We start from the raw sequence: 23,107 nt of genomic DNA on the forward strand, positions 1-23,107 counted from the left end.
GACGCTCTGCAAGTTACTTACAGAGCGTCTTTTTTCTTTGCTAATCTTACGCTTTCTTAACGAACTGTGATTTTAACTTCATAGCTCCGAAACCATCGATTTTACAATCAATATCGTGATCTCCCTCAACTAGACGGATACTCTTTACTTTCGTACCAATCTTTACAACTGAAGAAGTTCCTTTTACTTTTAAATCTTTAATTACAGTAACAGCATCGCCATCTTGAAGAACGTTTCCGTTCGCATCTTTTACAACTTTTGCACCATCATTACTTTCAGCTTCCGCTTCTTGACCCCACTCATGGGCACATTCTGGACATACGAAAAGAGCGCCATCCTCATACGTATATTCTGAATTACATTTTGGACAATTTGGTAAAGTAGCCATAAATTCATTTCCTCCGTTCATTATTTATACGTAAAAATCAAATTTGATTTTTACATCTCGATAAATAAAATTTGTATAGCATTTCTTTATACTGCCATAGTCTCACGTTATTGACAAGCCTACCTCAAATTCTCATTTTTTATTATATTTTACAAAATTTCAATTAGTATGGCGTTTGTTTACTAATGTTTTTCTCTTCTTGTTACATATCCTTTCTCATAAATAAAAAGAAGAATCTTCATTAGACTCTTCTTTTTGCGATACATCATTATCTATTTATATTAATACCAGGCATTTTCTTCAATATAAAATTGATACTCTTCTGCTTCTTCTTCATTTAACTTTTTATCGTTTAAATAAATTTCTTTCCATTCAAATCTCTGTTTATCTAAATACACAGCGAACTTAACCTTTACATCCTTTTTTTCCTCATAATCATAACCAGTAAATTCTACTATATCAAAACGTCCTTCTTTTTTTACATACGTCCATTTTGGATCATCAGTAAAAACTTCCAATGTAATCCCTTCATCACTTAAACGAACTACATCTTTTATATTCGGTTCCGTCGGTAAATACGATAACCCATAACCAGCTGCACCAAATACTACAAATAATAACGCATTTAATCCAAGCATAATCCCAACATGAGTGCCACCCTTTGTTTGGAAGTAATAATTGTGTTGTGCATCAGATAACTCTTTTGCCTTATGTAAAACGCGAACTGTATGCTTGTAATATAAACGATTCCCTTGCCATCCAGTAAATAGCATAGTTCCGAAATAAACAATAAAATCGATCCACATCGGGATATCTATAAAAACAGAGGTAATTAAAGTAGGAACTCCTACTAATGCAATAATAATAAATAATTTATACATTTTGCGATAAGCTAACCACAATAATGGGAAGAAAAAGGCTATCCAGTTCCAACTATTTCCCTTCTCGGGATCTTTTGCTTTCCCCCACTTAAAGTCGTAATATGCAGTATTATTTCTCACAACTTTATGTAACTCTTTAGGAGCTATCGCTTCCTGTAAAACAGTGTCCTTCACGTACATCATCCTTCTCTTATTTCTATATAACTTTATTGTATATCTATAAAAAGAAGGAATCTAACAAAAAATAGTTATATTTCATAAAAATGAACAAAAATCGAATACATTCCGACAATTATCCATTCTATATTCCATTTTGCTATTAAATATATTAGAATACTCATATATAAGACATTTAATACACTATGTTAAACATCTTGTATATTCGCAAAAAAGGATGTATCAAAATCATTTTGACACACCCTTCTCCTATTAAACTACTATTGTAATATGACCTAGCCTAAAATCTCGACTTAAGAGACTTCACAAATTAGCTCTCTACTATTTCAAACATATTTCCACTTACACAACTATCCCACATTACCCTTCACTTTCTCAATAACATCTTCTATACGCTTAGCTATACATTCTGGCTCCCAATCTCCCTCACCATGCATAGCTGTATAAACCGGACAATTCTCATCATTACTATCTACAAAGATCGGGTCTCCGAGATAGGAATCTATCCCAATTACAATCCAACCGTCTTTCCACTCTCCGTCTTTATTCCCGATTAAGCTTTGCCCTTCATCATCAAAGCTATAACCAAGTTGCCCTTCTTCTATTTCTTCACTATTAAATAATTCTATTGTCATTGGTTCAAATTCACACTCTAACTCAATTTCATTATCCTCAGCGCGATCTACATGTGCTAAAAGTTGTTTAATTTTATTGTGGTTAATCATAAGATTTTCTCCCTCATAAAGTGAAACTTTAATCAGTGGGGGTTTTGTTCATCCCCCACTGATTATTAGCCTTCACCAATCGGGCTTTTACGGGCAGTTGATCTCCCGTCTAACTCCCTCGCATTCGCCGAATTTTGAAGTGAGAGTCTTACTGCCCGTTAATGCGGGATAAATTTACACGCTGCTTTAAAACCACTTGGATTTAAGAAGAAAAGACATACATTTTCCAAAGCTGATAACGGATTTTATAAGATCATTCATATACAAAAAAGCCAGTTTGGAGATGATTTCTATATAAATATAGGTGTTCATCCAATTGGTCTCCCGCAACTTATTACGGACCAATTACAAGTAAAAGAAAACATCTCAATATTCGATTGCATTCTACGAACAAGGATAGAGCCTATACATATGAAACAGAACCAGTTATTACATAATGTTTCACATGAAACTATCGACATTCCGAATTACCTTTCTACTATTTTCGACTGGTTTCAAACGTGGGCTTCATATAAAAATTTAATAAAAACAACTATACATTCCATAACTCCTGTACTAGCTGTCGTTCCAATATTACAAGAAAAAGCGTTTCTGCTTCTTACCTGTTTCTCTTTCTACAAATTAAAACAGTACGAACAAGCTAATCGCTACTTACAGCAATATTTGCATTGTGCTGTTCATCTTAATACCGAGGAGAAAGAGCCAGTCTTCTTTCATGAAGTTGATATGTATATGAAAAAACTAGTAGAAAGTGCAATGTAACTTCACATTGTGCTTTCTACTAGTGCTTTATATTCCTCTTGTAACTTTTTAAATTGTTCTTCATACTTTTGCATCTTTACCGTATCCGTTTTCGAATTAAGGAATGTCCTTCTTCTCCCAATCACCATTATATTTTTCCCTTCTATTGCATCGTTCATATATACGTAAGGTTTAAAAAACTTACATTCCGTATATGGCAATGCTACAGATAATTTTGCATACTCTTCCACTTTAAATTGATTAGATAAACTTAACTCTCGCAAATTTTTTAATTGTATTAAAGGTTCTAACGAATCATCTTTAACCTTTAAGTTCATAAGGGTAAGCTTTTTCAAATGTTGTAATGCAGCGAGTGGTTGTAAAGTTTGTACTTTCATCGTTGTATTTATCCCACCACCCATGTAAAAGGTATTGAGTTGCGGACACTTACTTAAAGCAGTTAAATCTTCTAGCTTAGAAAAATCATCAATTAGTAAGGATTTGAGTTTTTTATTATACGCAATATCCCATAACGTCTTCGCTTTTGTATTCCAGCACATATACAACTGTTGTAAATCAGATAATTTTTGAAGGCTACTTAAATCCTCGACCCTCATTTCGTAAACGTACAATATATTTGGACGAGCGTACGTAAGAATATGCTCAAATTGCTTTTGATTTACTGCGAAAACCCATAACTTCTTAACTTGTAAAGATGCTAATCGTTCTATATTTTTTGTTTTCCCCTCAATCGCTAATTCTTCTAAACTAGCAGTAACATTTTCCAAGTCCTTTATAATCCTCGGTTGCTCACCAATTGGAAACATTTTATCCTCTCCTACAACGCCCAAGTAATATTCATTTCTTCAAACGACTTCTTACTCACTTCCAACCCTTCGCCATCATCAGTTCCAATCATCGCTACTTCTTCTTTAGACAACATAATTTTCTCGTTTGGATTTTTGATTTTTCTCTCATACACGAGTTGTAACAGATCCATTTGCTCCTCTGTCAGTTCATACTCTTCTTCCAATCTTTCTATTGCAGATTCCGTATCAAGTAATGGGATTTCTAATAAGAATCCACCGTGCTCTTCCATCTCTTCAAATGAATCAATTGAATATGCACCGCTATCCTCAATCCAAAATGCCGTCGTAATGAAAGGAACTGTTTCCCCCTCTACCTCTTCTAATACGTATTGGAGTGCTTCCTCTTTAGCAATTTCTATCACTTCCGAAGGTGCCCCTTCAAAATAATTTTCCGCATCAATCCACTCATCAATTCTCTCACTATTCACATCTTGAAGACATACGATTGTGTACTTCGAATCAAAAGTAATTGTCCCTCTTCCGCCTTGACTATCTTGCATACTATAGTTAAATCCATCCCATGAACTTTCATGTGAGAAATCAGGAGCATGTGCTACAAAAATTGCATCTGCAATCGACTTTAAGATGCAACCTCTCCATAATTGTTCTTTGTCTATATGTAATTTATATTTACTCATCGTCTTCCCCCATACACATATTTTTTCTATTATCTTTCCTCTACATAATACTTGTAAAGCCTTTTCTACCTACTGCAAAATAGGAAAGACGCCCTTTTCAAAAAGGCGTCTTTTTACATTTGAAAATTTACTAATATAAAAAATGAATTATTTAATAAATGAATTCCCCATGGAACGAGTAAATTATTTGTTTTCTTATATGTGTAGGCTAAACATACACCTATACCAAAAATATATAACATACTACCTAAAGTAAGGGGATGACCTAAAGTAAATATAAAAGCACTTATAACAATACTAGTAAGTGTAGAGAAGCGCTGAGATAATTTCGTGAAAAATATCCCCCGAAATAAAAGTTCTTCCCAAATCGGTGCAAAAATGGTGAGTACAACTACGTATAAAATGATTTCACTTATAGTAGGCTCTATTACTATATTTGACTCATCCACACTAAGCCCCTGTGGTAAAACTAAATTTAATACCGCAAGATATATAAGCAGTATGATCATCATCATTACTATTGTTACATAATGTTTAAAATTATTGAACTGTAGTGATTTTACTAGCTGTGAACAATACTTTCTTGCTGGTGCATACATTACAATAATCGTACAAAACGTAAAGGGTGGGATAAGATGGTCTACATACCATGGATATAATGAGGAGTCATATAAAAAGTTCAAAAAACCCATTCCATGCATTACCCCAAAAGTAATTATTATAATGCTAATTACTTCGAGCATACTCATTTGTATATTCTTCTCTTCATATGTAGTTAATTCTGTGTTCATCCTATCCCCTCCAGTATAATTAAACCTTTTAAACCATTATATACCAATTTTAACACAAAAACAGACGATACAATTTACTGTATCGTCTGTTTTTCCCTACCATTTCTCTCTACATGCTTCAATTAGATGCAGCAAATACCTCTTCGTCATATCAGCCCTTCTCCACCTTGAGATTATTCGCTTTTCTTTTGGATTATGCCGCATTCGCTCTACTTCCCTTAATAAAGGATCCCACTTATGAGAGTAAAGTTCCAACATGTATTGTAATCCTCTATCTTTTGAAACAATTGTTTTATGTTCTAACGTATATAAAATACGTCCCATCGTAACGACAGCTGATTCTACCCATTCTTCTATGAAAAATAAATAAGGACGCTTCGCTTTTTCAAGCCAGTAATGTTCTACGTTGTATTTCATTGTATTTACTACATCGTCCCACTTTATTTGAAAGGAAAGGTCTTCTACTTCTTTCCCGCTAACTGTAATACCTTGATTTTTCAATGTCCACCATGTGACCGCGTTAATATCCCAATGACCAATATCAGCCTTACCATCTGCACAATACACGTACTCATTTATTTCATGATTGTATTTCCCCAAGTCAGCAAGCGGAATATACATACCGTCCATTCTTTTACCTAACGTACTTTTACTAATTTTTTTATGCAGTTCTATAATTTGTTGTTTTTCAGCTTCATTCACGGAATCACTTATTACCGTAACAAAGTCAACATCGCTCGTTTCTATATGAAATGCTCCTAGCGCGATTGATCCGTAAATATATACCCCGACTATTTTTTCGTCCGAAAAAATTTCTTTTAATTCTACTATGTACTGCTCCATTAATTGCTTTACTTCTTCTGGTAAAACTTGTTTTATTCCATTCTCCACATCTATCCCTCCATTAAAAAAAGCCTTTGCGAATTTGCAAAGGCTTCCTGCTTTATAAATATTTCTCGATTTCTTCGTAAACATCCTTCAAACGAGGATTTCCTTCTCCAACAATTTCTCCATTTACAAGAACGACCGGATAAAATAGATCTTCTTCCACTACGCGCTCTGCGAATGCTTTTTTATCTTCATCTTCTTGTTCTTGTTGAAAATCAATATACTCGAAATTAAATTTATTTTCTTGTCCTTCATATTTACGACCAATCGCCGCTTGTAACCACTCAAACGTTTCTGTTGAAGATGGCATTCCAACGCAGCTCGCACAAATTACTTTCGTCCCATACACTTGCACATTAACCATTTCTTCTCCCCCACTTCTTGCCCTAACAGTATATTCAGATGTCTTAGTACATAAGCACATCATTTTACAAACTTATTCCATACCCCTATACTGAAAAAACACGTTGTACACACGATATAATATTTTGACAATAAAACAAGAAGAGAAAAAATAGATTTTCCCCTCTATCTTGATTATAATAAAACTGATGAAAGGAGTCGATAAAAATGGAAAACCCACATATGCAAGAACAAGTACTAGAGGTATTAGATAAATTACGTCCATTCTTACTTCGCGATGGCGGAGACGTTGAATTAGTAGACATTGAAGAAGGTATCGTAAAATTACGCCTTATGGGTGCATGCGGAAGCTGCCCAAGTTCTACAATCACACTAAAAGCTGGTATCGAACGCGCACTACTTGAAGAAGTACCAGGCGTTATTGAAGTAGAACAAGTATTTTAATTTAAAAGCGGCGGTGGCTCGTTCAGCTCTGACTGGCTAAGGTTCTTTCGCATAGAAGGCGCTTTTTGCCTTCTTATGCGGAAGGTTCTTAGACACGAAGAGCTAGATAACATCTAAAAGCGGAAGCGGCTCGTCCAAAATGTGAGGAGGATGGAGCTTCTGACATAGAGGCGCTTTTTGCCTCGGCGGAAGAAGCGAAGCCACCGAACATTTTAGCCGCTGGAGCTAGACAATATCTAAAAGCGGAAGCGGCTCGTTCAGAATCGCTTCCTAGAAAGAGACCCAAATGGGTCTCTTTTTTTATTCAAATAACACTTCCCCTTTAACATCATAAAACAAAATTGGAAATCCTTCTCAAAAAGTGCGATAATTAATACTATAGAATCGTTCACACATATACAGAAAAAAACATAGGGGGACGACACATGCCAAGAATGGGGAACACTTTCTTAACAATTCAAGAACTAGAAAAGAAAAAAGAGTATTTATTAGACCTTTCATCCGTTATACCAACATGGAATGCAAGTTATCAATTTTTATTTAAAGAAATCCAGCAAGAATTATTGAGTAAAGTAAATGAAAAAATCGAAAGACATCAATTCATTTTAAATATATGTGCAGATCAACAGGTAGGGGCATAATGTATTACATACAATTGTGATATATAAAAAAGAGACCTCACCCGGTCTCTTTTTTCATTTTAAGACAGCCAATCTAATTTCCTAATGCCTAACTTCTCAACAGGTAAACGAAATGACTCGTAAAAATGATTCATAAATTGCTCAGTGCGCTTCACATCGTGTAAAATGATTTCTAAACGGGCTCTATATATACCTTTTTGTTCTTCGTTTCCTGTTTGATAATATCGTTCAATCGTTTCAAAGTAGTGAAGCGGGAACAGAAGCCTTGCGAATAATAAGCGCCAACCAAATGAAGAGAGCGAATAATTACGTTCATAATCTGTAATGAATTGAACTACCGTTTGCTCCCAATCTTTCTTTTTTTCTATCATCATATAGCGAATACATTCTGCTATATCCCTACTTGGGTGATCATATACCCAATCAAAAGGAAGTTTTAAACGCTTCGTTTGCTGCCATAATAAAGGTGTAAATCGTTCTTGGCAAATTGTTGCTGCGTCAGTTATTTGTGGTGTATCGTCCATTTCTGTATCGACAACATATTGAATTGCATTTTCTGCAACTCCTAAGTAATACGGGAAGGATTCAATAAACAATTGATCGAATACGTCTGAAGGATGGTTCATCACTTGCGATTGCCAAAACCTTTCTAATTGGTCGAGCCTTTTTTCCCATAATGCTTTCCATTCACCAATGCGGCTTAATTGCTCAACTTCTTCTGGAAAGAATGCGCCACGTTTATGGAATATAGAAAGCTCACTTCCTAATGATGTAGCATGTCGCTCTAACATACGCATACCTTTTAATAAGCAGTAATTTTTTTCTTCTATCTCACTTACATAGTAGCCGTGTATAGTCGGAACGAAAGTCGAAACAGTTATATCCCCTTGCTGGTTCATATAATCACTGAGCTTTTTCATCTCTACAAGTACTTCTTCCTCCATTTCTCCAATTGGAACAAGTACATAAATTTTGTTGCGAATCCAAAAGCTTTTATAGGGGCCAAGGGGGATTAATTCTTTAACATGCATGTGATAATGCTCATAAATATGCTGAATCATCGCAGTCGCCACCTATGGTTTTTCTTTATATATATGAGCTTGTGCTCGCCTTTCATTCCTATGCACATGATAAAGCAACGAAACGTATACAAATACTAAAAAGAAAAAAAGGTGATAAACATGAAAGACTCAAATCAACTACAAGAAAGAGCATTACAACTATTACAAGAACGCGGTGTAACAATTGACGATATTGCTGATCTTGTTCATTTTCTTCAAAAGAAATACCATGCAAATTTAGAGATGTCAGAATGTCGCTATAACGTTGAGCGTGTACTATCCAAACGAGAAGTACAAAACGCACTTATTACAGGCATTGAACTTGATGTCCTCGCTGAAAAAGGACTATTAAGTCAACCGTTACAAGATATCGTAAAACGCGATGAAGGACTATATGGAATCGATGAAGTCATCGCACTTTCAATCGTTAACGTGTACGGCTCTATCGGTTTCACGAACTTTGGATATATCGATAAATTAAAGCCAGGTATTTTAGAATACTTAAATGATAAATCAACTGGAAAAGTTCACACATTCCTTGATGATATCGTTGGCGGAATCGCTGCCGCTGCTTCAAGTCGTTTAGCGCACCGTGCTGAGCATTCGGAATAACGTATCTAGGCCGTCAGTTTCATACTGACGGTCTTTCATATTCCATCAGCATAAACTCTCTTCCACGGCTCAAAAAAACAGGTCCTACTTGAAATCCAATGTTTTTATATAGCCTAATCGCTCTCTTATTGAATGTCGCTACACTCAGTCGAAACATTTTCGAATTCAATTCCTCAGTAGCAAATGCTATTCCCGCTTGAAAAAACATTTCCCCCATCCCTTTCCCTGTTAACTCCGGCTTCATTCCAAGCCCAATATCTACTACATCTTCTCCCCTATATAAATTAGCATCTCTTCCCCCTGGCACTTGTGCATTTTCTCCAAAACAAAAATAGCCGATAAATTCTCCATTCTCTCCGCAACAACCGTAATACGTTCCATCTAGCAACTCTTCTATTACTTCAGCATCTCCCGAAAAGCTATATAACGTATAGGGATTTTCATACTTCCACGTATTTATTTCTTTCGCTTCTTCTTCTGTTAACTTATGTATATCCATTCATCTCGCTCCTTATCAAATACTCTACTAATCTATATGTATTTACTCATTCATTTTCCAAACTTGATTCTCCTCTAATCGTAATATGCATAGTTACATACGCACACCCCTTTAAAAAATGCTAAAATTTATTTGAATCGCTGTTGTTACACTTCTTGATTAAGAAAGACTGTTAACCGGAAAATTAACGTCTTATCAAACTCAAGCAATTGGCACGTTTTGTCATCATGAAAGACACTCGAAAGAGTGTCTTTTTTTCTATACCTGAGCAGGACCTGCTCATTTACAAAATTAATGCATAAATTAATATAACTCTTAAACCCATTATTACCTTTCTATACGTTGCAGCGTTCGTTGCGACAGATTCGGATAATAAAAAGCACTCCAGCCAGAGTGCTTTTTACTTTCAAACAAGGAGGTTACATATATGGATAGTACTCTTGTATTTAACTTTGGCATTGGTATTGTTATCATTTTATTCGTCTTCTTTGTTCTTTGTATGAGCGGAATATAGTAATATTTTATGCTGACAACTCCTTTAAAGTATCACTTAATTTAAACTTTCTTAATTGTAAGGAAGCAATCAACGCTGCCCCTGCCCCAAGCATTACACTAGCTAGAGCTAATATTAATACTTGATTATATGGAATGATAATAACCGTTAGCTCTAAGCTTGATAACACAATATAACTAAACAAAATTCCGCCAAAAATGCCAATACAGCCAGCTATCGCTCCAAGTAAAGTCCCTTCTAATAAAACAATCCGTCTCATTTGCTTCGGAATAGCTCCTACTGCACGAATCATACTAATTTCAGCACGTCTTTCATGTAAACTTGAGACAATCGCATTCATTAACCCTATACCAGAAATAATGAAAACAATTACAACTAACAAGCGAATTAACATCATCATTTGCGATAATAACTGCTTCTGTTCTTTTAATAAATCATGGCTATTAATAACTTCTACGTTCTCTTTATTATTTGTAATTTGTTTTACTTGCTTCTTAATCTCTTCAAATGATTGATTAGAATTTGTCATAACTTGAATTGCTTCATATCCTTGCACGTGAAACTTATCACGAACCCATTGTTCATTTACGAAAATGTCTAATCCTCTTCCCCTTAATCCTTGCTCAATAATCGAAACGACTTTAATCGTTTGTTTTTCTTTCCCTTTTCCTTGTACTTCAATCGTATCATGCAACTGAATCCCTAATGTTTTAGCAGTTCTCTTCGTAACGACTCCCTCACCATCTTGTAATGGCTTATTTAAATCTTGTCCTGTAATCACTTTCGCTTTTGTTACTTTTTGATAAGCAACAATATCATTCCCCACAACTTCTATCACATCATATTCAAAATCATCTTTCCTCACATTTTCATACCACTCTTGATCCGCTTTTTTAAAATCATAATTTATAAGCTTCGCTGTAAAGTCAGTAACATTTGCTACGCTCTCTTCTACACCATCAATTTTTTTAACCTTCTCCATCCAACTAAATGGTAATACTTCAGTACTTTGCGACTCTATTGGAATTCTTATTACTAAATCAGCTGGTAAATGTTTTTGTAACCCATCTTTCATGCCTTCGTAAATAGAGTTTATATACATCGTTCCAACAAGTGCTAACATAAAACCAAATGCTAGTATAGCAACCGATACAGCTGCCTTATTTCGATAACGAATTACATTTCGGCTACTAATCGTCGTTTCAATTCGTAATATCATTTGAAGTGGTTTTGCAATCACTGGTGCTATCATCCGAATAAATAACGGAATCGCAAATAACAAACCGACCGCAAATAACAGCGCACCTATCGCACTTGGATTAAAACCGATATATCGCTCTAATACGTTACCCGCTAGTCCAATAACAGTACCAATGATTAGAATGCTACCACTAAAAGCACTCCACCTTTTTTCTTTTTTCTCATTACTAGGAAGACCTGGCCTAAGCGCTTGAACTGGTGGAATCTTTCTAACCATAAAGGCTGGTATAATAGCCCCTATGATAGACATAACAATCCCTAGTAAAAACGTAATGAGTAAAATCTCGCCTGAAATCGAGAATGATTCTTTCACTGCCCCCTCAATATTCACCCATTTATTAATAAATGATGCGGCGATTGTTTGCGTACCTGCTCCAAGAATAACTCCTGCTAGTGATCCGATTGCCCCAATACATAAAGCCTCTAATAAAACGACTAATATAATTTGATTTGGATTACTACCAAGTGCACGTAATAATGCCCATTGCTTAAATCGACTTCTGACAGATAAGAAGAAACTTCCCATTATTAAAAGGGCTACAACAAATAAGGCAATACCACCTAAACTAAAAATTAATGGCTTCATTACATTTAGTCGTTCAAATGCCTTATCTACATAGGTACGTTGGTCCACCTTTATATTTTCAATCTTTTTATGTACATCAAAAGCAATTGCTTTTTTCACATTTACATCTTGTACTTTCACTTGAACAAGATTGAATTGATTTGGTAAATTTAATTCTTTTTGAAGCCAATGGATTGGAAAATAAGCACTATGCCCCATTGACGCCATTAACGGTGGATTTAAAATACCGACAACTTTCACAGCCTTTTCACCATGCTGCGGGAATGGCAGTTTAATCGTATCTCCTACCCGTATATTTTCACGATCTGTATACCCTTTTGTCAGTGCTACTTCAGCACCTTCTTTCGGATATCGTCCTTCTAATATTTTATAAGAATGCATTTCTGGAGAATCTTGCTCAACACCCCAATAAGATGGCTTTCCCGATAGTTCTTTATAATGTGGAAAAGGATACGGTATAAGTGCTTTTGATATTTTTTCAGCATTTTCTAAGCCATCTATTCCTTTTAAACTTTCATTATTTAAATACATGTCATTTTTTATATAGCCAAATTGTAAATTATAATCTCCATACCGACTTACTACTTGTTCCTTCACACTTTGCTCTACTGATTGATTACCTAGTAATAACATCGTCGCTAACATAACACCTAAAGCTGCACCGAGGGCAATCAACATATTTCGCAACCAATTTTGTTTCATCGATTTTATCGCATACTTAATTACCCATCGCATCACCTTTACCTCCTACTTTAAAGTGACGGTTCATAATCTCTTGAATGTGGATAACTTGTTGCGGGATATTTCGAAATTTCCATCCTTTACTTTCAGCATGTTCATGAATTACTTCACCATCTAATAAGAAAACAACTTTATCCGCATGGGCCGCTACGAACGAGTCGTGCGTTACAATGACAGCTGTTTGTCCTAACTCATCACACGCATTGCGCAGTGCCGCGATTATATTTTTGCTATTTTCTGAATCCAATGCTCCTGTTGGTTCATCAGCTAATATAATAGCTGGCTCATTTGCAAAAGCTCTTGCTATCGCAACCCTTTGCTGTTGCCCACCTGATAACTGTGCTGGTAAATGCTTTTCTTTTCCTTTCAATCCAACGAGCTCTAATAAACGATTTGCTGTCACCGTTGCCTTCTTTTGCGAAACATTATCTAATAGTAAAGGCAACCCTACATTTTCCTCCGCATTAAACACTGGAATTAAATTAAACTGCTGAAAAATAAAACCGATTTTATGCCTTCTAAATAAAGCGAGCTCTTTTTCTTTTAATGTTGAAATCTCGGTACCATCAACTCGAATACTACCTACCGATGGAATATCTAATCCACCTAACAGCTGAAGTAAAGTCGTTTTACCCGATCCACTTGCCCCCATAATACAAACAAAGTCACCTTTTTGAATTTGAACATTAATATCTTTTAAGATCTTTACTTTACTATCCCCAATATCAAACGATTTTTCTAACCCTTCAATTTCAATAATATTCATCCCGATATCCCCTTTTCTCTCTATTTACCAATCTATATATTCTATTCAAAAATACAAAATACCTACTATTTTGTATTTTTTTGTCACATACTAACATTTATATTAATGGGCCGTAAGACTCCCACCGATTAAGGTTTCACTTTATTTCTCACGTCAGAAAAGTTTACTCTCGCAACGAAAGTAATCATAATAGTTACACGAATACATAAAAACTATTCACATATCCACAATTAGGAGGAAGAACAATGAAACATGTAATCGTTTATGCACACCCGAATACAGCAAGCTTCAACCATGCAATTTTAGAAACTGTAAAAAGTGAATTAGAAGAAAAAGGTCATGAAGTACGCGTTCGTGATTTATACGAATTAAACTTCAATCCAGTATTAGGCGCTTCCGATTTCATCTCATTTTCCCAAGGAAACACACCAGAAGATATTAAAGAAGAACAAAAGCATATCTCTTGGGCTGATAGTATTACATTCATTTACCCAGTTTGGTGGGCGGGTCTTCCTGCTATTTTAAAAGGATACGTTGACCGTGTATTTAGCCACGGCTTCGCTTATGCTTACGGTGAGAATGGTATTGAAAAGTTATTAAGCAGTAAAAAAGGATTGTTATTATCTACGATGGGAAATTCGAAAGAAGTATACACAGCAGGCGGTATGTTTGATGCAATGAAAAAAACAACTGATGCTGGTATTTTTGAATTTACAGGCATTGAAACACTGGAGCATACATTCTATACAAGTGTTCCTTCTGTGGATGACAGTGTGCGTAAACAATATCTTGAAGAAGTTAAAGACGTAGTGAATCGTGCGTTTTAATAAAAAAACTCCGGTTATAACAACCGGAGTTTTTATTTCATCATCAATTTCGGAATATACCTTTGAAGAATGCTTTCTAATTCATTCATATCTTCCTGTCTAATAAGTAAATTCACATTATCATTCATTTTTTCTCGCCCGCGATATAAAAATATATTTTCTTTTGGATTTTCCCATGTTGATGTTTTATAGCCTTTTAATTCTTCGTATGAATAAAAGTTCAATCCGTCTATTACACCTTTTTCATATATTTGTACACTTTTAATCAGATGGATAGCTATTAAAGTCATAAAACAACTTACTACAGCATAACTACCTGACTGAACGAGAAACTGTTCAATTGTACCAATATCACCACTTACGTACTGAGCATATGTATACATACATTGTCCGATGAAATACGCCGGTCCAAGTGATGCAATCCAACGCCGTTTCACCCGAGGATATGTTGCAATAAGTTTTCCCGCTCTTTTTTTCATTGCATTTATTTTATATATCTTCCATAGAACAAAGAACAAAACACATAATGCAAAAACAAACATAATGCATGACATCCAGTACACTCTTATTCCCTCCCTTTTTATATCAATACATATAAATTCTACATTTTGTATAACTACAGTACATATGCAATTATGCATAAAAAAACAGGCAACCTCCTCCGGTTACCTGCATTTCATTACATCTTCTCAATCCACTCCGTCAAGTTGTGCACAACTTGCGTCGGTTGTACTTCATATTCTGTTAACTTGTCCACAGTTGTTACTCCAGTGTGGACAAGAAGGGTATGCATACTAGCATTTATCCCCGCTAAAATGTCTGTATCGTAGTTATCCCCAACCATTAAAGCTTCTTCTTTTCCTATGCCAAGCACTTTTAACGCTTGTTCCATAATGATTGATTCTGGTTTACCAATAAAGATTGGGTCCACACCTGTTGATACTGCAACAACTGATGTTAATGAACCGTTACCTGGTAATAATCCGCGCTCAGTCGGAATTGCGATATCCCCATTTGTTGAAATAAACGTTGCACCGTTACGCACAGCAAGGCACGCTTTTGCTAATTTTTCATATGTGATATCGCGATCTAAACCAACAATGACGAAATCAGGATTTTCATCCACAATTTCAAATCCCTTTTCCACAAGAGCAGCGTGTAAGCCCTCTTCACCAATCATATATACAGTCGCATCTTGTTTACGCTCATAAATAAAGTTCGCTGTAGCCATACTCGTTGTGAATACTTGCTCCGCTTTCGCTGGAATATCGAAACGAACAAGCTTTTCTGCAACTTGTTCTGGTTTACGAGTTGAGTTATTTGTAACGAATAAATATGGAATACCGCGCTCTCCTAACGCTTTTACGAAATCGCTTGCTTCTTCAATTTGTTCTTCACCACGATACATTGTACCGTCTAAGTCAATTAAATAGCCTTTATACATCTGTTTGTCTCTCCTTCTATGCTAACGTTCTCACCTATCATACCACTCTTATATTAACCCCTTTTTCAAAAGAAAAAAACGCTTTACCCTAAAGCGTCCCATAACGTTCATTTTTTCTCTTTTATTTGGTACGAACAATTACAATCGCCCACGCACATGTTCGTTAGCGCTTTCACATTTGCACCTGTAAATAACCGCTTGTACATATCTTTTTCATCTTCACACACTTGCGGGTATTTCTCCGCTATTTCCTTTAACGGACAGTTTTGCTTTTCAAGTATGAAAGAGCGTTCCCCATCTCTCTTTATTTGAACCATATAACCATTTTTCTCTTGCATAGCAGCTATTTCTTGTACTTTATACGCTAAATTACTTTGGTTACTTATCTTCTTTTTTAACTGTTCTTCCATTCGTTTCGTTCTCGCTTGTAAAACGTAACGAAGTATTTTTTCATCGCCCATTCGAGCTAAATCATCTAATATTTCAATAGCAAACTGCTTATATTCTTTCGGGAATGTATCTTCTCCCTTTTGACTTAATCCATACAAATATGTTGGTCGTCCAACATGCTGCCTTACCATCTTTGAATAAATTAGCTCATCATTTTCTAGTTTACTTAAATGTCGACGAATCGCCATCTCTGTAATTTCTAAAGCTTCGGCTAATTCTGCTACAGTATGCTCTCCTTTTATCTTCAGTAATTGTACAATCTCTTCTCTCGTAGTACGTGCTTCCCCCATAGCTCACCCTTCTCCCTTTTCTTTCTCCTATACAATATAAGATCCCCAAAGGAATTCCCGGGGATCTTATAAGCACAATTATTCTGGTACAAATGCAGATACAGGTCCTAATTCCTTTTCTAAATAACTGTGAATATTCGCTGGGTATTTCTCTACCACGGCGATATGTTTTTGAATTGTCTTATATAATTCATCATGATTCATTTGAATATAGTCTTGCGTAAGCATTTTTCGAAGAAGAATAATTTCTTTAATATGCGCTCCCTCTTCTCCACTTATAACTCTCTCGTCCATTAAAATATCAATAATATCTTCGTAACTTCCTGGATCGCGCATAATAAATCCATCAATCATCGCATTCCCTACATCTAATATACAATCGATAATAAGATGCGCCATGCGCTCTAATGCGTAAAATTCAAACTCGGTTTCATATGTCTTTTTCTCTTGAAATGTATTTGTTGCTCGTTCTAAACATACTAGCATTTGTTCTATTTTCTTTCTGTCTACGAAGTACATGAATGTCACCTACCTGGAAATTAAAGCATTTACATTTTAATTGTAACGCTTTCTTCTGAAAAAATCGACAATTTTTCGAATTCACCTTTTCCTCGTTATTTGTTATAGTTATATTTGTATGATTTTTGAAATTGGAGGAATGCAACCTTGGAACGTGAACTCGCACTAGAAATTGTCCGTGTAACAGAAGCAGCAGCCTTAGCATCCGCACAGTGGATGGGCCGCGGAAAGAAAAACGAAGCAGATGATGCAGCAACTACAGCTATGCGTGATATGTTCGATTCAGTAAACATGGCAGGTACAGTTGTAATTGGTGAAGGAGAACTTGATGAAGCACCGATGTTATATATTGGTGAAGAACTAGGAACAGGTAACGGTCCAGAAGTAGATATCGCCGTTGACCCATTAGAAGGCACAAACATCGTTGCAAAAGGTCTTGCAAATGCAATGGCAGTTATTGCAATCGCGGATAAAGGAAACCTTCTTCATGCTCCGGATATGTACATGGAAAAAATCGCGGTTGGTCCAAAAGCAGCTGGTAAAATTAGCTTAGATGATCCAATTGAAAAAACAATTGATATTGTAGCAGAAGCAAACAATAAAAAAATTCGTGACCTAACGGTTATCATCCAAGAACGTGAACGTCATCAAGATATTATTGACCGTGTTCGTGCAAAAGGTGCACGCGTAAAACTATTTGGTGATGGAGATGTTGGTGCATCAATCGCTACAGCTTTACCTGGAACAGGTATCGACTTATTCGTAGGTGTAGGCGGAGCTCCAGAAGGCGTTATTTCTGCAGCAGCATTAAAATGCCTTGAAGGTGAAATGCAAGCTCGCTTAGTTCCAATGAACGAAGAAGAAGAAGCTCGTTGTCGTGAAATGGGATTAGAAGATCCTCGTCAACTTCTTATGTTAGATGACTTAGTATCTGGTGATGATGCAATCTTCTCAGCAACAGGTGTATCTGCTGGTGAATTATTAGACGGCGTGAAATTCCTTGGCGGAGATTTAGCTGAAACATATTCTATCGTAATGCGTTACAAAACAAGAACAGTACGTTTCATTAAAACGCATCACCATTTAGATCATAAACCACACTTAAACTTAGATATTTAATAAAGGAGCCATGTGTATGGAAGAACGTTTCTTTCTGTACGACGATACAGTCGCTACAAGAACTCGTTTCGTTAGCTTTTTGGGGGAAAATGAGCGTCATGATTTAGCGCTTTTATACTCCGATCGTCATTACGGTAAAACGATAGTCCTTGATATGCAAAGCAACAAATTTGCTATCATTGGTCCTGACGATTTAAACGAACAAGGCTACTTAGAGCATGCATTTTCGATGTCTGAAGAAAATGCAGAAGAATTACGCTCATTTTTATTTGAACTTATATAATTTATCTGGTGCACCAGCTATGTTAGCTGGTGTTTTTTTACAATTTATATTTTGAATTTTCAATCTTATGTGTTATACTTATGAACAAATCTATTTGGATAGAAAGGACGTTATCTGCGTATGCCAACATTTACTTTGTAATGGACCAGCAATTGGATAGCATTACTCTCAAAAAAGCACCGTGCTTTTTCAAGGGAGTAGTCTGCCCATTCCCATTACGAAGGAACGTAACGCATCTGTAGTATGATGTTTACGGAGGTTCCTCTTGGGGGAATCTCTTTTTATTTTTGTCTACTTCTTATGTCTTCATACTACAAGACATCCAAATAGCTGTATTACGTTCCTTTGCCACTAATATAAGAGGTGAAGGAAAATGCAGAAAGTACAACTTTCTTGGAGTTTATATGAAAACGAACTAGCAACAATCGAAAAGTATTGTAAAAATTGCAGGCGTAATACCCTTTTTACCGACACGAACATTCGCAGGCATAACGCAAACGGAAAGAACATATACCGATTTGCAATTTATAAATGTCCGAAAGATCATACGTGGAATCAAAAACTTCATATTTATAAATCATTTACTGATCACGTCGAAACTGTCGAGATGACTCAGCAAGAACAAACGGAAACAAGTACTACCATTTCCATTACACAATACAAAGAAAGTGGTATAGCCGAAATAACGATCGTATTAGACATAGTTTTCGGTTCCCACAGGATTGATAAAGTGTTATCCACATATATTTCAGATTGGAGCCGCACTATCATTGTGGATAAAATTAAAAATGGGCATATCCAATTGAACGGACAACAAATGAAACCAAACAAAACTCTTTCTGAAGGTGATTACATTTCAATTTGTTTGTAAGGAGGACTCGCATGTTAAAGGTGAAAAAAGGTACGATTGATTTATTGAATGACTTAGATGTAATGTATACAGCATGCAAAGAATTACTCTTACAGAACCAAATTTACCAATGGGATGATTCTTATCCGACGCGAGAACACATTTCCTATCATCTAGAACAGGCCGAATTGTATTGTCTATTCCAAGATCAAGTACTTGTCGGTGCCGTCGTCTTAAACGAAGCACCGTCTCCAGAATACAAACTAATTGACTGGTCAGAAATAGACGGACGCTTTCTTATCGTCCACTCTTTTGTCATCCATCCGCTCGCGCAAGGCAAAGGATATAGTAAAGTACTTTTATCCTTTTGGGAAAGCGAAGCAAGACAGATGGGCTACAAAGGAATACGCCTAGATTGCTTTACAGGTAATCCCGTTTCATTAAGCTTATATGAAAAAAATAATTATATTTGTCGAGGTGCTGTTTACTTTGCAAGTAAACAGCCTCCTCATAATTGGTATAATTGCTATGAAAAAATCCTCTTACAATCGTAAGAGGATTTTTTCATTTCTTCACTTTTCGTAATACAAAGTGTGCACAACCGAAGTTACAGTACTCGTATAAATACTCTGATAAAGTACTAATTTTCGTATCATATGTCGAACGTTGATTACTATCATCAAAGAATCCGCGCAATCTAAGTTGCTCATAACCCCAGTCTCCAACGATATAATCATATTTATTTAAAATTTCTGCATAGCGCTCTTTAAGTGCTTCTTCACTAAAACCGTCACGAAAGTTTTTAATTACTTCGTACTGAACATTATTAACGCTCACCGTAGTATGAATCTCTTGCTTTTGCTCCATTATGAACTTCCTCTCTAAGCATTCTTCTTTTTATCGTATCACAAAGCATAACAACCAACAATTTCAAATACAAAAAATTGAAAATTAGTGCATGCTATGGAGAAGGAGGTGCTACATCGTGAAAAAACAAATTATACTCTCTCTTCTCACTCTTTCCTTATTTGCAGGCTGCCAATCAACTAATAAAGCCGAAATGGAGCGTGAAGAAGGAAGTCGTGTTCTTGTTTCCAACAAAAACGACATGTATCATACGGAAAATACAAATACACGGCTCACAAGGGTGGGCTATTCATCTAAACAAAAACATGAAGTATCTAACAAACAAGTAGGCGCCATTAACCGTGAGAAAGTCGCTGAAATGATTACAAGCATGACAGTCAAACTTCCTGACGTCACCAATGCCGCTACACTCGTTACCGACGACGAAGTGTTCGTTGTATACCGTGCAAACACAACAGATCCGAAACTCGTAACAGATCAAGTATATAAAACTGCTTTGTCCATCGTTCCTCGCTATTATAAAGCATATGTATCAACAAACCAAAAGTTGATTTCTCAAATTCAAGGTCTTCAATCTGGTAGCCTAAACGATAAAGAATATGAACAAAGTCTTGATATGTTAAAACGTGAAATGAGCGATAATCCTCATTTGAACAATACGGGGGATCAAACTTTAAATGACATGATTAAAAAATAAAAAGGTGGAGAAAACCTCCACCTTTTTACTATTTCTTACGATCCGCATAAACCTCCATCGCATCACACATAAACTGCGCTAAACCTTCACCAAACTTATCAATATTTTTCGTAAAACGCTCATCAGCAACATACATTTGACCGAGTCCCTTAAAGGCCTCTAATGAATATTCACCGAAGTTTTGCAAGTAATCGTACCATACCCCGATTGCGGATTGCGCCTCTTTAGAATCAGGTGCTCCATTTCGAAGTGTTGCTAGATTTCTGTAAATATTATTAAACTCCTCCTGTTTCTCTTTAGACATCCCCTTCGCTGTTTTATTCGCTTTATCTACAGCCTCATCTCCCCATCGTTCACGTGCTTCTTCTTCGTACGGATTATGACTAAAATCAAATCCTTCAAATTTCTCTTTATTCGTCATATCAATCTCTCCTTTTGTATGCTGAATTGTTTTATTAATCGTCGCTATCACCTTATCTAACCTGGCACGCTTTTCAAGAAGCATTTTCTTATGAAGCTGTAGCGCTTCTTCATGATCAAATGATGGACTCATGATAATTTCTTTAATCTTCTTCAAAGGGAAGCCTAGCTCTTTAAAAAATAAAATTTGCTGCAGTGTCTCTAAATTTTCATTGGAATACAGACGATATCCAGACTCTGTCGTCTCATCTGGGGTTAACAACCCAATTTCATCGTAATGATGCAGTGTGCGCACACTAATCCCAACTAAATTAGCTACTTCTTTTACCCTCATTGTCATGCGTATCTCCCCCTTAATACATACGATAAAGTATGACGCAACGTTAGAGTCAATAAGTAAATTCATTTATCTCTAAAAGTTTCATCTCTCCCATATTTCATGCATAATAGATATGTACATATATTAGAAAGCGGTGAAAGTATGGTTTCAAATACTGTAATTGCCAGCATCATATTTCAACTCGTTGTTTCGGTTCTGGTCCCAATTATTGTACTCGTTTATTTCCGTAAAAAATATAATATTAATTGGAAAGTGGTCGGCGTTGGTGTTCTTATCTTTATTGGATTTACTCAAATTCTCGAAACACCGTTCCACCTATTTATGCGTGGTAATCCAGCAATCACTCCATTTTTAGAAAATCCGTATGTCTTTGCAATTTATGGCGGACTAACTGCTGGTATTTTTGAAGAACTAGGTCGTTTCGTTGCCTTTTACTACTTACTGAAAAAATATCGAGATTATAAAGACGGTCTTGCGTACGGAATTGGGCACGGCGGTATTGAATCGATTTTAGTCGGCGGATTCGCTGGGCTTCAAACTCTTACCTTTGCAACATCTATTAACAATGGTAGCTTCGCTCAAATGGTTGAACAATACCCACAGTTGAGCCATATCAAGGACTTGTTAATAGAGCAACCTGCCTATTTATACTTACTTGGTAGCCTAGAAAGAATTATGGCATTAGTACTGCAAATTGCCTTCACAATGCTTGTCGTATACGCGGTAAAACAAAAGAAATACATTTTCCTCGCATACGCTATACTATTCCACGCACTTGTAGACTTTTTCGCAGCACTTTACCAAACAAAAATGATTAACATCTTTGTCGCAGAAGGAATTACTCTTCTCTTCGCGATCGGTGGTTTCATTCTTATTCGTAAAATGAAAGAGAAATTAGTAAGTGTGCCAGAGTAAAAAATAACCCACCAATTGGTGGGTTATTTTTTATATGGATTGTCATAATGATGATAGCTTTTTCCCCCTTGTAGTTCCCTCTTTGTTTCCGCATCTATGACGATGTACTTATGAAACTCTTCTACCTCATTTTGAGTAAAAGAAGCAAAAAAGTACACTTGGCGATCAGGGTGAACGAAAGAATCGTCCATCGTCATTTTACTGTGACAGTCGGCATTTGTTTTTTGCCTAAAAATAAATTCTTCATCAGCCACTTCTTTAAATGAAACTTTTTTACGAACGCTATACGCTGCATTTTCATATTCTTTATAAATTTTCTTATCTAACTGTTCATAAAACACATCCTCACTCACAAATGGCTTATTTCGATTGCTTGGATAGTCGAATTTTTGATTTGATTGTGCATATGTTGTGGACAATTGCGCGAGAAAACAAATACTGAATACAATGCATATCATTTTTTTCATAATTGCACCTCAAATTTTCATTATCCACATTACT

30 protein-coding genes are annotated in these 23,107 nt (G+C 35.9%); 11 read left to right on the forward strand and 19 right to left on the reverse strand.

The features are described 5' to 3' along the window. Positions 1-46 precede the first annotated feature (46 nt). The 3 genes from phnA to AC0IXC_RS17225 all read right to left on the reverse strand — a co-directional run bounded on the left by phnA (position 47) and on the right by AC0IXC_RS17225 (position 2,171). Positions 47-388 (reverse strand): alkylphosphonate utilization operon protein PhnA, encoded by a 342-nt coding sequence (gene phnA / locus AC0IXC_RS17215; RefSeq protein WP_002089332.1) that lies wholly within the window; start codon positions 386-388, stop codon positions 47-49. Between the two features lie 281 nt (positions 389-669). Next, complete coding sequence (locus tag AC0IXC_RS17220) at positions 670-1,443, reverse strand: DUF2628 domain-containing protein (protein WP_002166528.1); 774 nt, start codon at positions 1,441-1,443, stop codon at positions 670-672. 353 nt (positions 1,444-1,796) lie between these two features. After that, a complete protein-coding gene (locus tag AC0IXC_RS17225; protein WP_471653075.1) occupies positions 1,797-2,171 on the reverse strand; it encodes a hypothetical protein in 375 nt (124 codons plus the stop codon). Between the two features lie 168 nt (positions 2,172-2,339). Here AC0IXC_RS17225 and AC0IXC_RS17230 point away from each other — a divergent pair, with 168 nt between their 5' ends. Next, entirely contained in the window at positions 2,340-2,933 is a 594-nt protein-coding gene (locus AC0IXC_RS17230; RefSeq protein ID WP_201053686.1) for a DUF4304 domain-containing protein, read from the forward strand. 2 nt (positions 2,934-2,935) lie between these two features. On the opposite strand, the gene AC0IXC_RS17235 is transcribed toward AC0IXC_RS17230, so the two are convergent. From AC0IXC_RS17235 to AC0IXC_RS17255, 5 genes are all read right to left on the reverse strand, one after another. Continuing rightward, the gene (locus AC0IXC_RS17235) at positions 2,936-3,739 is read right to left on the reverse strand and encodes a leucine-rich repeat domain-containing protein (protein ID WP_193652078.1); all 804 of its coding nucleotides are present in this window, start codon (positions 3,737-3,739) and stop codon (positions 2,936-2,938) included. Positions 3,740-3,750: 11 nt separating this feature from the next. Beyond that, positions 3,751-4,419: a hypothetical protein gene (locus tag AC0IXC_RS17240; protein ID WP_193652079.1), complete on the reverse strand. Its 669-nt coding sequence runs from the start codon at positions 4,417-4,419 to the stop codon at positions 3,751-3,753. 113 nt (positions 4,420-4,532) lie between these two features. Beyond that, positions 4,533-5,210 (reverse strand): lysostaphin resistance A-like protein, encoded by a 678-nt coding sequence (locus AC0IXC_RS17245; RefSeq protein ID WP_471653076.1) that lies wholly within the window; start codon positions 5,208-5,210, stop codon positions 4,533-4,535. A gap of 96 nt (positions 5,211-5,306) precedes the next feature. Next, positions 5,307-6,101 (reverse strand): nucleotidyltransferase domain-containing protein, encoded by a 795-nt coding sequence (locus tag AC0IXC_RS17250; protein ID WP_215590325.1) that lies wholly within the window; start codon positions 6,099-6,101, stop codon positions 5,307-5,309. Between the two features lie 52 nt (positions 6,102-6,153). Further along, complete coding sequence (locus AC0IXC_RS17255; protein ID WP_000248598.1) at positions 6,154-6,462, reverse strand: YuzD family protein; 309 nt, start codon at positions 6,460-6,462, stop codon at positions 6,154-6,156. A 206-nt stretch (positions 6,463-6,668) separates the two neighbouring features. On the opposite strand from AC0IXC_RS17255, the gene AC0IXC_RS17260 reads away from it, so the two are divergent. Continuing rightward, positions 6,669-6,905 (forward strand): NifU family protein, encoded by a 237-nt coding sequence (locus AC0IXC_RS17260; RefSeq protein WP_000431159.1) that lies wholly within the window; start codon positions 6,669-6,671, stop codon positions 6,903-6,905. 425 nt (positions 6,906-7,330) lie between these two features. Beyond that, positions 7,331-7,546 (forward strand): hypothetical protein, encoded by a 216-nt coding sequence (locus AC0IXC_RS17265; RefSeq protein WP_001137788.1) that lies wholly within the window; start codon positions 7,331-7,333, stop codon positions 7,544-7,546. 59 nt (positions 7,547-7,605) lie between these two features. Here the strand turns inward: AC0IXC_RS17265 and yutH are convergent, their stop codons facing one another. Then, positions 7,606-8,607 (reverse strand): spore coat putative kinase YutH, encoded by a 1,002-nt coding sequence (gene yutH, locus AC0IXC_RS17270; protein WP_098634929.1) that lies wholly within the window; start codon positions 8,605-8,607, stop codon positions 7,606-7,608. Between the two features lie 120 nt (positions 8,608-8,727). Here yutH and AC0IXC_RS17275 point away from each other — a divergent pair, with 120 nt between their 5' ends. Next, on the forward strand, positions 8,728-9,219 hold the full coding sequence (locus tag AC0IXC_RS17275) for a phosphatidylglycerophosphatase A family protein (protein WP_078179370.1): 492 nt from the start codon (positions 8,728-8,730) through the stop codon (positions 9,217-9,219). Positions 9,220-9,238: 19 nt separating this feature from the next. On the opposite strand, the gene AC0IXC_RS17280 is transcribed toward AC0IXC_RS17275, so the two are convergent. The 3 genes from AC0IXC_RS17280 to AC0IXC_RS17290 form a co-directional block, all read right to left on the reverse strand. Further along, positions 9,239-9,718, reverse strand: coding sequence for a GNAT family N-acetyltransferase (locus AC0IXC_RS17280; RefSeq protein WP_002034600.1), 480 nt, complete (start codon positions 9,716-9,718; stop codon positions 9,239-9,241). A 521-nt stretch (positions 9,719-10,239) separates the two neighbouring features. Beyond that, positions 10,240-12,813: an FtsX-like permease family protein gene (locus AC0IXC_RS17285; protein WP_471653077.1), complete on the reverse strand. Its 2,574-nt coding sequence runs from the start codon at positions 12,811-12,813 to the stop codon at positions 10,240-10,242. After that, entirely contained in the window at positions 12,797-13,585 is a 789-nt protein-coding gene (locus AC0IXC_RS17290) for an ABC transporter ATP-binding protein (protein ID WP_471653078.1), read from the reverse strand. Before AC0IXC_RS17290 ends, AC0IXC_RS17285 begins: the two co-directional genes overlap by 17 nt. A 245-nt stretch (positions 13,586-13,830) precedes the next feature. Between AC0IXC_RS17290 and AC0IXC_RS17295 the strand changes: the two genes are divergently transcribed. After that, positions 13,831-14,412 (forward strand): NAD(P)H-dependent oxidoreductase, encoded by a 582-nt coding sequence (locus AC0IXC_RS17295; RefSeq protein ID WP_215590331.1) that lies wholly within the window; start codon positions 13,831-13,833, stop codon positions 14,410-14,412. A 32-nt stretch (positions 14,413-14,444) separates the two neighbouring features. On the opposite strand, the gene AC0IXC_RS17300 is transcribed toward AC0IXC_RS17295, so the two are convergent. The 4 genes from AC0IXC_RS17300 to AC0IXC_RS17315 form a co-directional block, all read right to left on the reverse strand. After that, positions 14,445-14,975, reverse strand: coding sequence for an iron ABC transporter substrate-binding protein (locus AC0IXC_RS17300; RefSeq protein ID WP_215590333.1), 531 nt, complete (start codon positions 14,973-14,975; stop codon positions 14,445-14,447). Between the two features lie 116 nt (positions 14,976-15,091). Next, positions 15,092-15,856, reverse strand: coding sequence for a TIGR01457 family HAD-type hydrolase (locus tag AC0IXC_RS17305; protein ID WP_002129729.1), 765 nt, complete (start codon positions 15,854-15,856; stop codon positions 15,092-15,094). A gap of 107 nt (positions 15,857-15,963) precedes the next feature. Next, positions 15,964-16,596 (reverse strand): helix-turn-helix transcriptional regulator, encoded by a 633-nt coding sequence (locus tag AC0IXC_RS17310; RefSeq protein ID WP_215590335.1) that lies wholly within the window; start codon positions 16,594-16,596, stop codon positions 15,964-15,966. 78 nt (positions 16,597-16,674) lie between these two features. Next, the gene (locus AC0IXC_RS17315) at positions 16,675-17,115 is read right to left on the reverse strand and encodes a DUF86 domain-containing protein (RefSeq protein WP_002015910.1); all 441 of its coding nucleotides are present in this window, start codon (positions 17,113-17,115) and stop codon (positions 16,675-16,677) included. 147 nt (positions 17,116-17,262) lie between these two features. Between AC0IXC_RS17315 and glpX the strand changes: the two genes are divergently transcribed. From glpX to AC0IXC_RS17335, 4 genes are all read left to right on the forward strand, one after another. Then, positions 17,263-18,234 carry a class II fructose-bisphosphatase gene (gene glpX / locus AC0IXC_RS17320; RefSeq protein WP_002015911.1) on the forward strand — a complete coding sequence of 324 codons (972 nt, stop codon included), beginning with the start codon at positions 17,263-17,265 and terminating at the stop codon, positions 18,232-18,234. A 16-nt stretch (positions 18,235-18,250) separates the two neighbouring features. After that, positions 18,251-18,517 (forward strand): DUF3055 domain-containing protein, encoded by a 267-nt coding sequence (locus tag AC0IXC_RS17325; protein ID WP_002015912.1) that lies wholly within the window; start codon positions 18,251-18,253, stop codon positions 18,515-18,517. A gap of 373 nt (positions 18,518-18,890) precedes the next feature. Beyond that, on the forward strand, positions 18,891-19,388 hold the full coding sequence (locus tag AC0IXC_RS17330; RefSeq protein ID WP_471653079.1) for a cytoplasmic protein: 498 nt from the start codon (positions 18,891-18,893) through the stop codon (positions 19,386-19,388). An 11-nt stretch (positions 19,389-19,399) separates the two neighbouring features. Next, positions 19,400-19,921 (forward strand): GNAT family N-acetyltransferase, encoded by a 522-nt coding sequence (locus AC0IXC_RS17335; RefSeq protein WP_431183224.1) that lies wholly within the window; start codon positions 19,400-19,402, stop codon positions 19,919-19,921. Between the two features lie 10 nt (positions 19,922-19,931). Here AC0IXC_RS17335 and AC0IXC_RS17340 read toward each other — a convergent pair whose 3' ends face one another. Beyond that, the gene (locus tag AC0IXC_RS17340) at positions 19,932-20,234 is read right to left on the reverse strand and encodes a YutD family protein (protein ID WP_002015914.1); all 303 of its coding nucleotides are present in this window, start codon (positions 20,232-20,234) and stop codon (positions 19,932-19,934) included. A gap of 118 nt (positions 20,235-20,352) precedes the next feature. Between AC0IXC_RS17340 and AC0IXC_RS17345 the strand changes: the two genes are divergently transcribed. After that, on the forward strand, positions 20,353-20,931 hold the full coding sequence (locus AC0IXC_RS17345) for a YhcN/YlaJ family sporulation lipoprotein (protein WP_002015915.1): 579 nt from the start codon (positions 20,353-20,355) through the stop codon (positions 20,929-20,931). A gap of 28 nt (positions 20,932-20,959) precedes the next feature. Here the strand turns inward: AC0IXC_RS17345 and AC0IXC_RS17350 are convergent, their stop codons facing one another. Beyond that, positions 20,960-21,691: a MerR family transcriptional regulator gene (locus AC0IXC_RS17350; RefSeq protein ID WP_002143625.1), complete on the reverse strand. Its 732-nt coding sequence runs from the start codon at positions 21,689-21,691 to the stop codon at positions 20,960-20,962. Between the two features lie 99 nt (positions 21,692-21,790). Here AC0IXC_RS17350 and AC0IXC_RS17355 point away from each other — a divergent pair, with 99 nt between their 5' ends. Further along, positions 21,791-22,606: a YhfC family intramembrane metalloprotease gene (locus tag AC0IXC_RS17355; protein ID WP_471653080.1), complete on the forward strand. Its 816-nt coding sequence runs from the start codon at positions 21,791-21,793 to the stop codon at positions 22,604-22,606. A gap of 23 nt (positions 22,607-22,629) precedes the next feature. On the opposite strand, the gene AC0IXC_RS17360 is transcribed toward AC0IXC_RS17355, so the two are convergent. Continuing rightward, positions 22,630-23,073, reverse strand: coding sequence for a hypothetical protein (locus AC0IXC_RS17360; protein WP_471653081.1), 444 nt, complete (start codon positions 23,071-23,073; stop codon positions 22,630-22,632). Between the last annotated feature and the right edge of the window lie 34 nt (positions 23,074-23,107).

The sequence above is a fragment of the Bacillus sp. AC266 genome, from assembly GCF_979253805.1.

Coding starts and splice junctions, on each gene's coding strand:
- AC0IXC_RS17350 (WP_002143625.1), bottom strand. CDS start 21,691: ATGACAATGAGGGTAAAAGAAGTAGCTAATTTAGTTGGGATTAGTGTG.
- AC0IXC_RS17340 (WP_002015914.1), bottom strand. CDS start 20,234: ATGGAGCAAAAGCAAGAGATTCATACTACGGTGAGCGTTAATAATGTT.
- AC0IXC_RS17355 (WP_471653080.1), top strand. CDS start 21,791: ATGCATAATAGATATGTACATATATTAGAAAGCGGTGAAAGTATGGTT.
- phnA (WP_002089332.1), bottom strand. CDS start 388: ATGGCTACTTTACCAAATTGTCCAAAATGTAATTCAGAATATACGTAT.
- AC0IXC_RS17245 (WP_471653076.1), bottom strand. CDS start 5,210: ATGAACACAGAATTAACTACATATGAAGAGAAGAATATACAAATGAGT.
- AC0IXC_RS17330 (WP_471653079.1), top strand. CDS start 18,891: ATGCAGAAAGTACAACTTTCTTGGAGTTTATATGAAAACGAACTAGCA.
- AC0IXC_RS17310 (WP_215590335.1), bottom strand. CDS start 16,596: ATGGGGGAAGCACGTACTACGAGAGAAGAGATTGTACAATTACTGAAG.
- AC0IXC_RS17315 (WP_002015910.1), bottom strand. CDS start 17,115: ATGTACTTCGTAGACAGAAAGAAAATAGAACAAATGCTAGTATGTTTA.
- AC0IXC_RS17295 (WP_215590331.1), top strand. CDS start 13,831: ATGAAACATGTAATCGTTTATGCACACCCGAATACAGCAAGCTTCAAC.
- AC0IXC_RS17335 (WP_431183224.1), top strand. CDS start 19,400: ATGTTAAAGGTGAAAAAAGGTACGATTGATTTATTGAATGACTTAGAT.
- AC0IXC_RS17360 (WP_471653081.1), bottom strand. CDS start 23,073: ATGAAAAAAATGATATGCATTGTATTCAGTATTTGTTTTCTCGCGCAA.
- AC0IXC_RS17225 (WP_471653075.1), bottom strand. CDS start 2,171: ATGATTAACCACAATAAAATTAAACAACTTTTAGCACATGTAGATCGC.
- AC0IXC_RS17255 (WP_000248598.1), bottom strand. CDS start 6,462: ATGGTTAATGTGCAAGTGTATGGGACGAAAGTAATTTGTGCGAGCTGC.
- AC0IXC_RS17305 (WP_002129729.1), bottom strand. CDS start 15,856: ATGTATAAAGGCTATTTAATTGACTTAGACGGTACAATGTATCGTGGT.
- AC0IXC_RS17240 (WP_193652079.1), bottom strand. CDS start 4,419: ATGAGTAAATATAAATTACATATAGACAAAGAACAATTATGGAGAGGT.
- AC0IXC_RS17235 (WP_193652078.1), bottom strand. CDS start 3,739: ATGTTTCCAATTGGTGAGCAACCGAGGATTATAAAGGACTTGGAAAAT.
- AC0IXC_RS17325 (WP_002015912.1), top strand. CDS start 18,251: ATGGAAGAACGTTTCTTTCTGTACGACGATACAGTCGCTACAAGAACT.
- AC0IXC_RS17265 (WP_001137788.1), top strand. CDS start 7,331: ATGCCAAGAATGGGGAACACTTTCTTAACAATTCAAGAACTAGAAAAG.
- yutH (WP_098634929.1), bottom strand. CDS start 8,607: ATGATTCAGCATATTTATGAGCATTATCACATGCATGTTAAAGAATTA.
- AC0IXC_RS17260 (WP_000431159.1), top strand. CDS start 6,669: ATGGAAAACCCACATATGCAAGAACAAGTACTAGAGGTATTAGATAAA.
- AC0IXC_RS17280 (WP_002034600.1), bottom strand. CDS start 9,718: ATGGATATACATAAGTTAACAGAAGAAGAAGCGAAAGAAATAAATACG.
- AC0IXC_RS17285 (WP_471653077.1), bottom strand. CDS start 12,813: ATGCGATGGGTAATTAAGTATGCGATAAAATCGATGAAACAAAATTGG.
- AC0IXC_RS17275 (WP_078179370.1), top strand. CDS start 8,728: ATGAAAGACTCAAATCAACTACAAGAAAGAGCATTACAACTATTACAA.
- AC0IXC_RS17290 (WP_471653078.1), bottom strand. CDS start 13,585: ATGAATATTATTGAAATTGAAGGGTTAGAAAAATCGTTTGATATTGGG.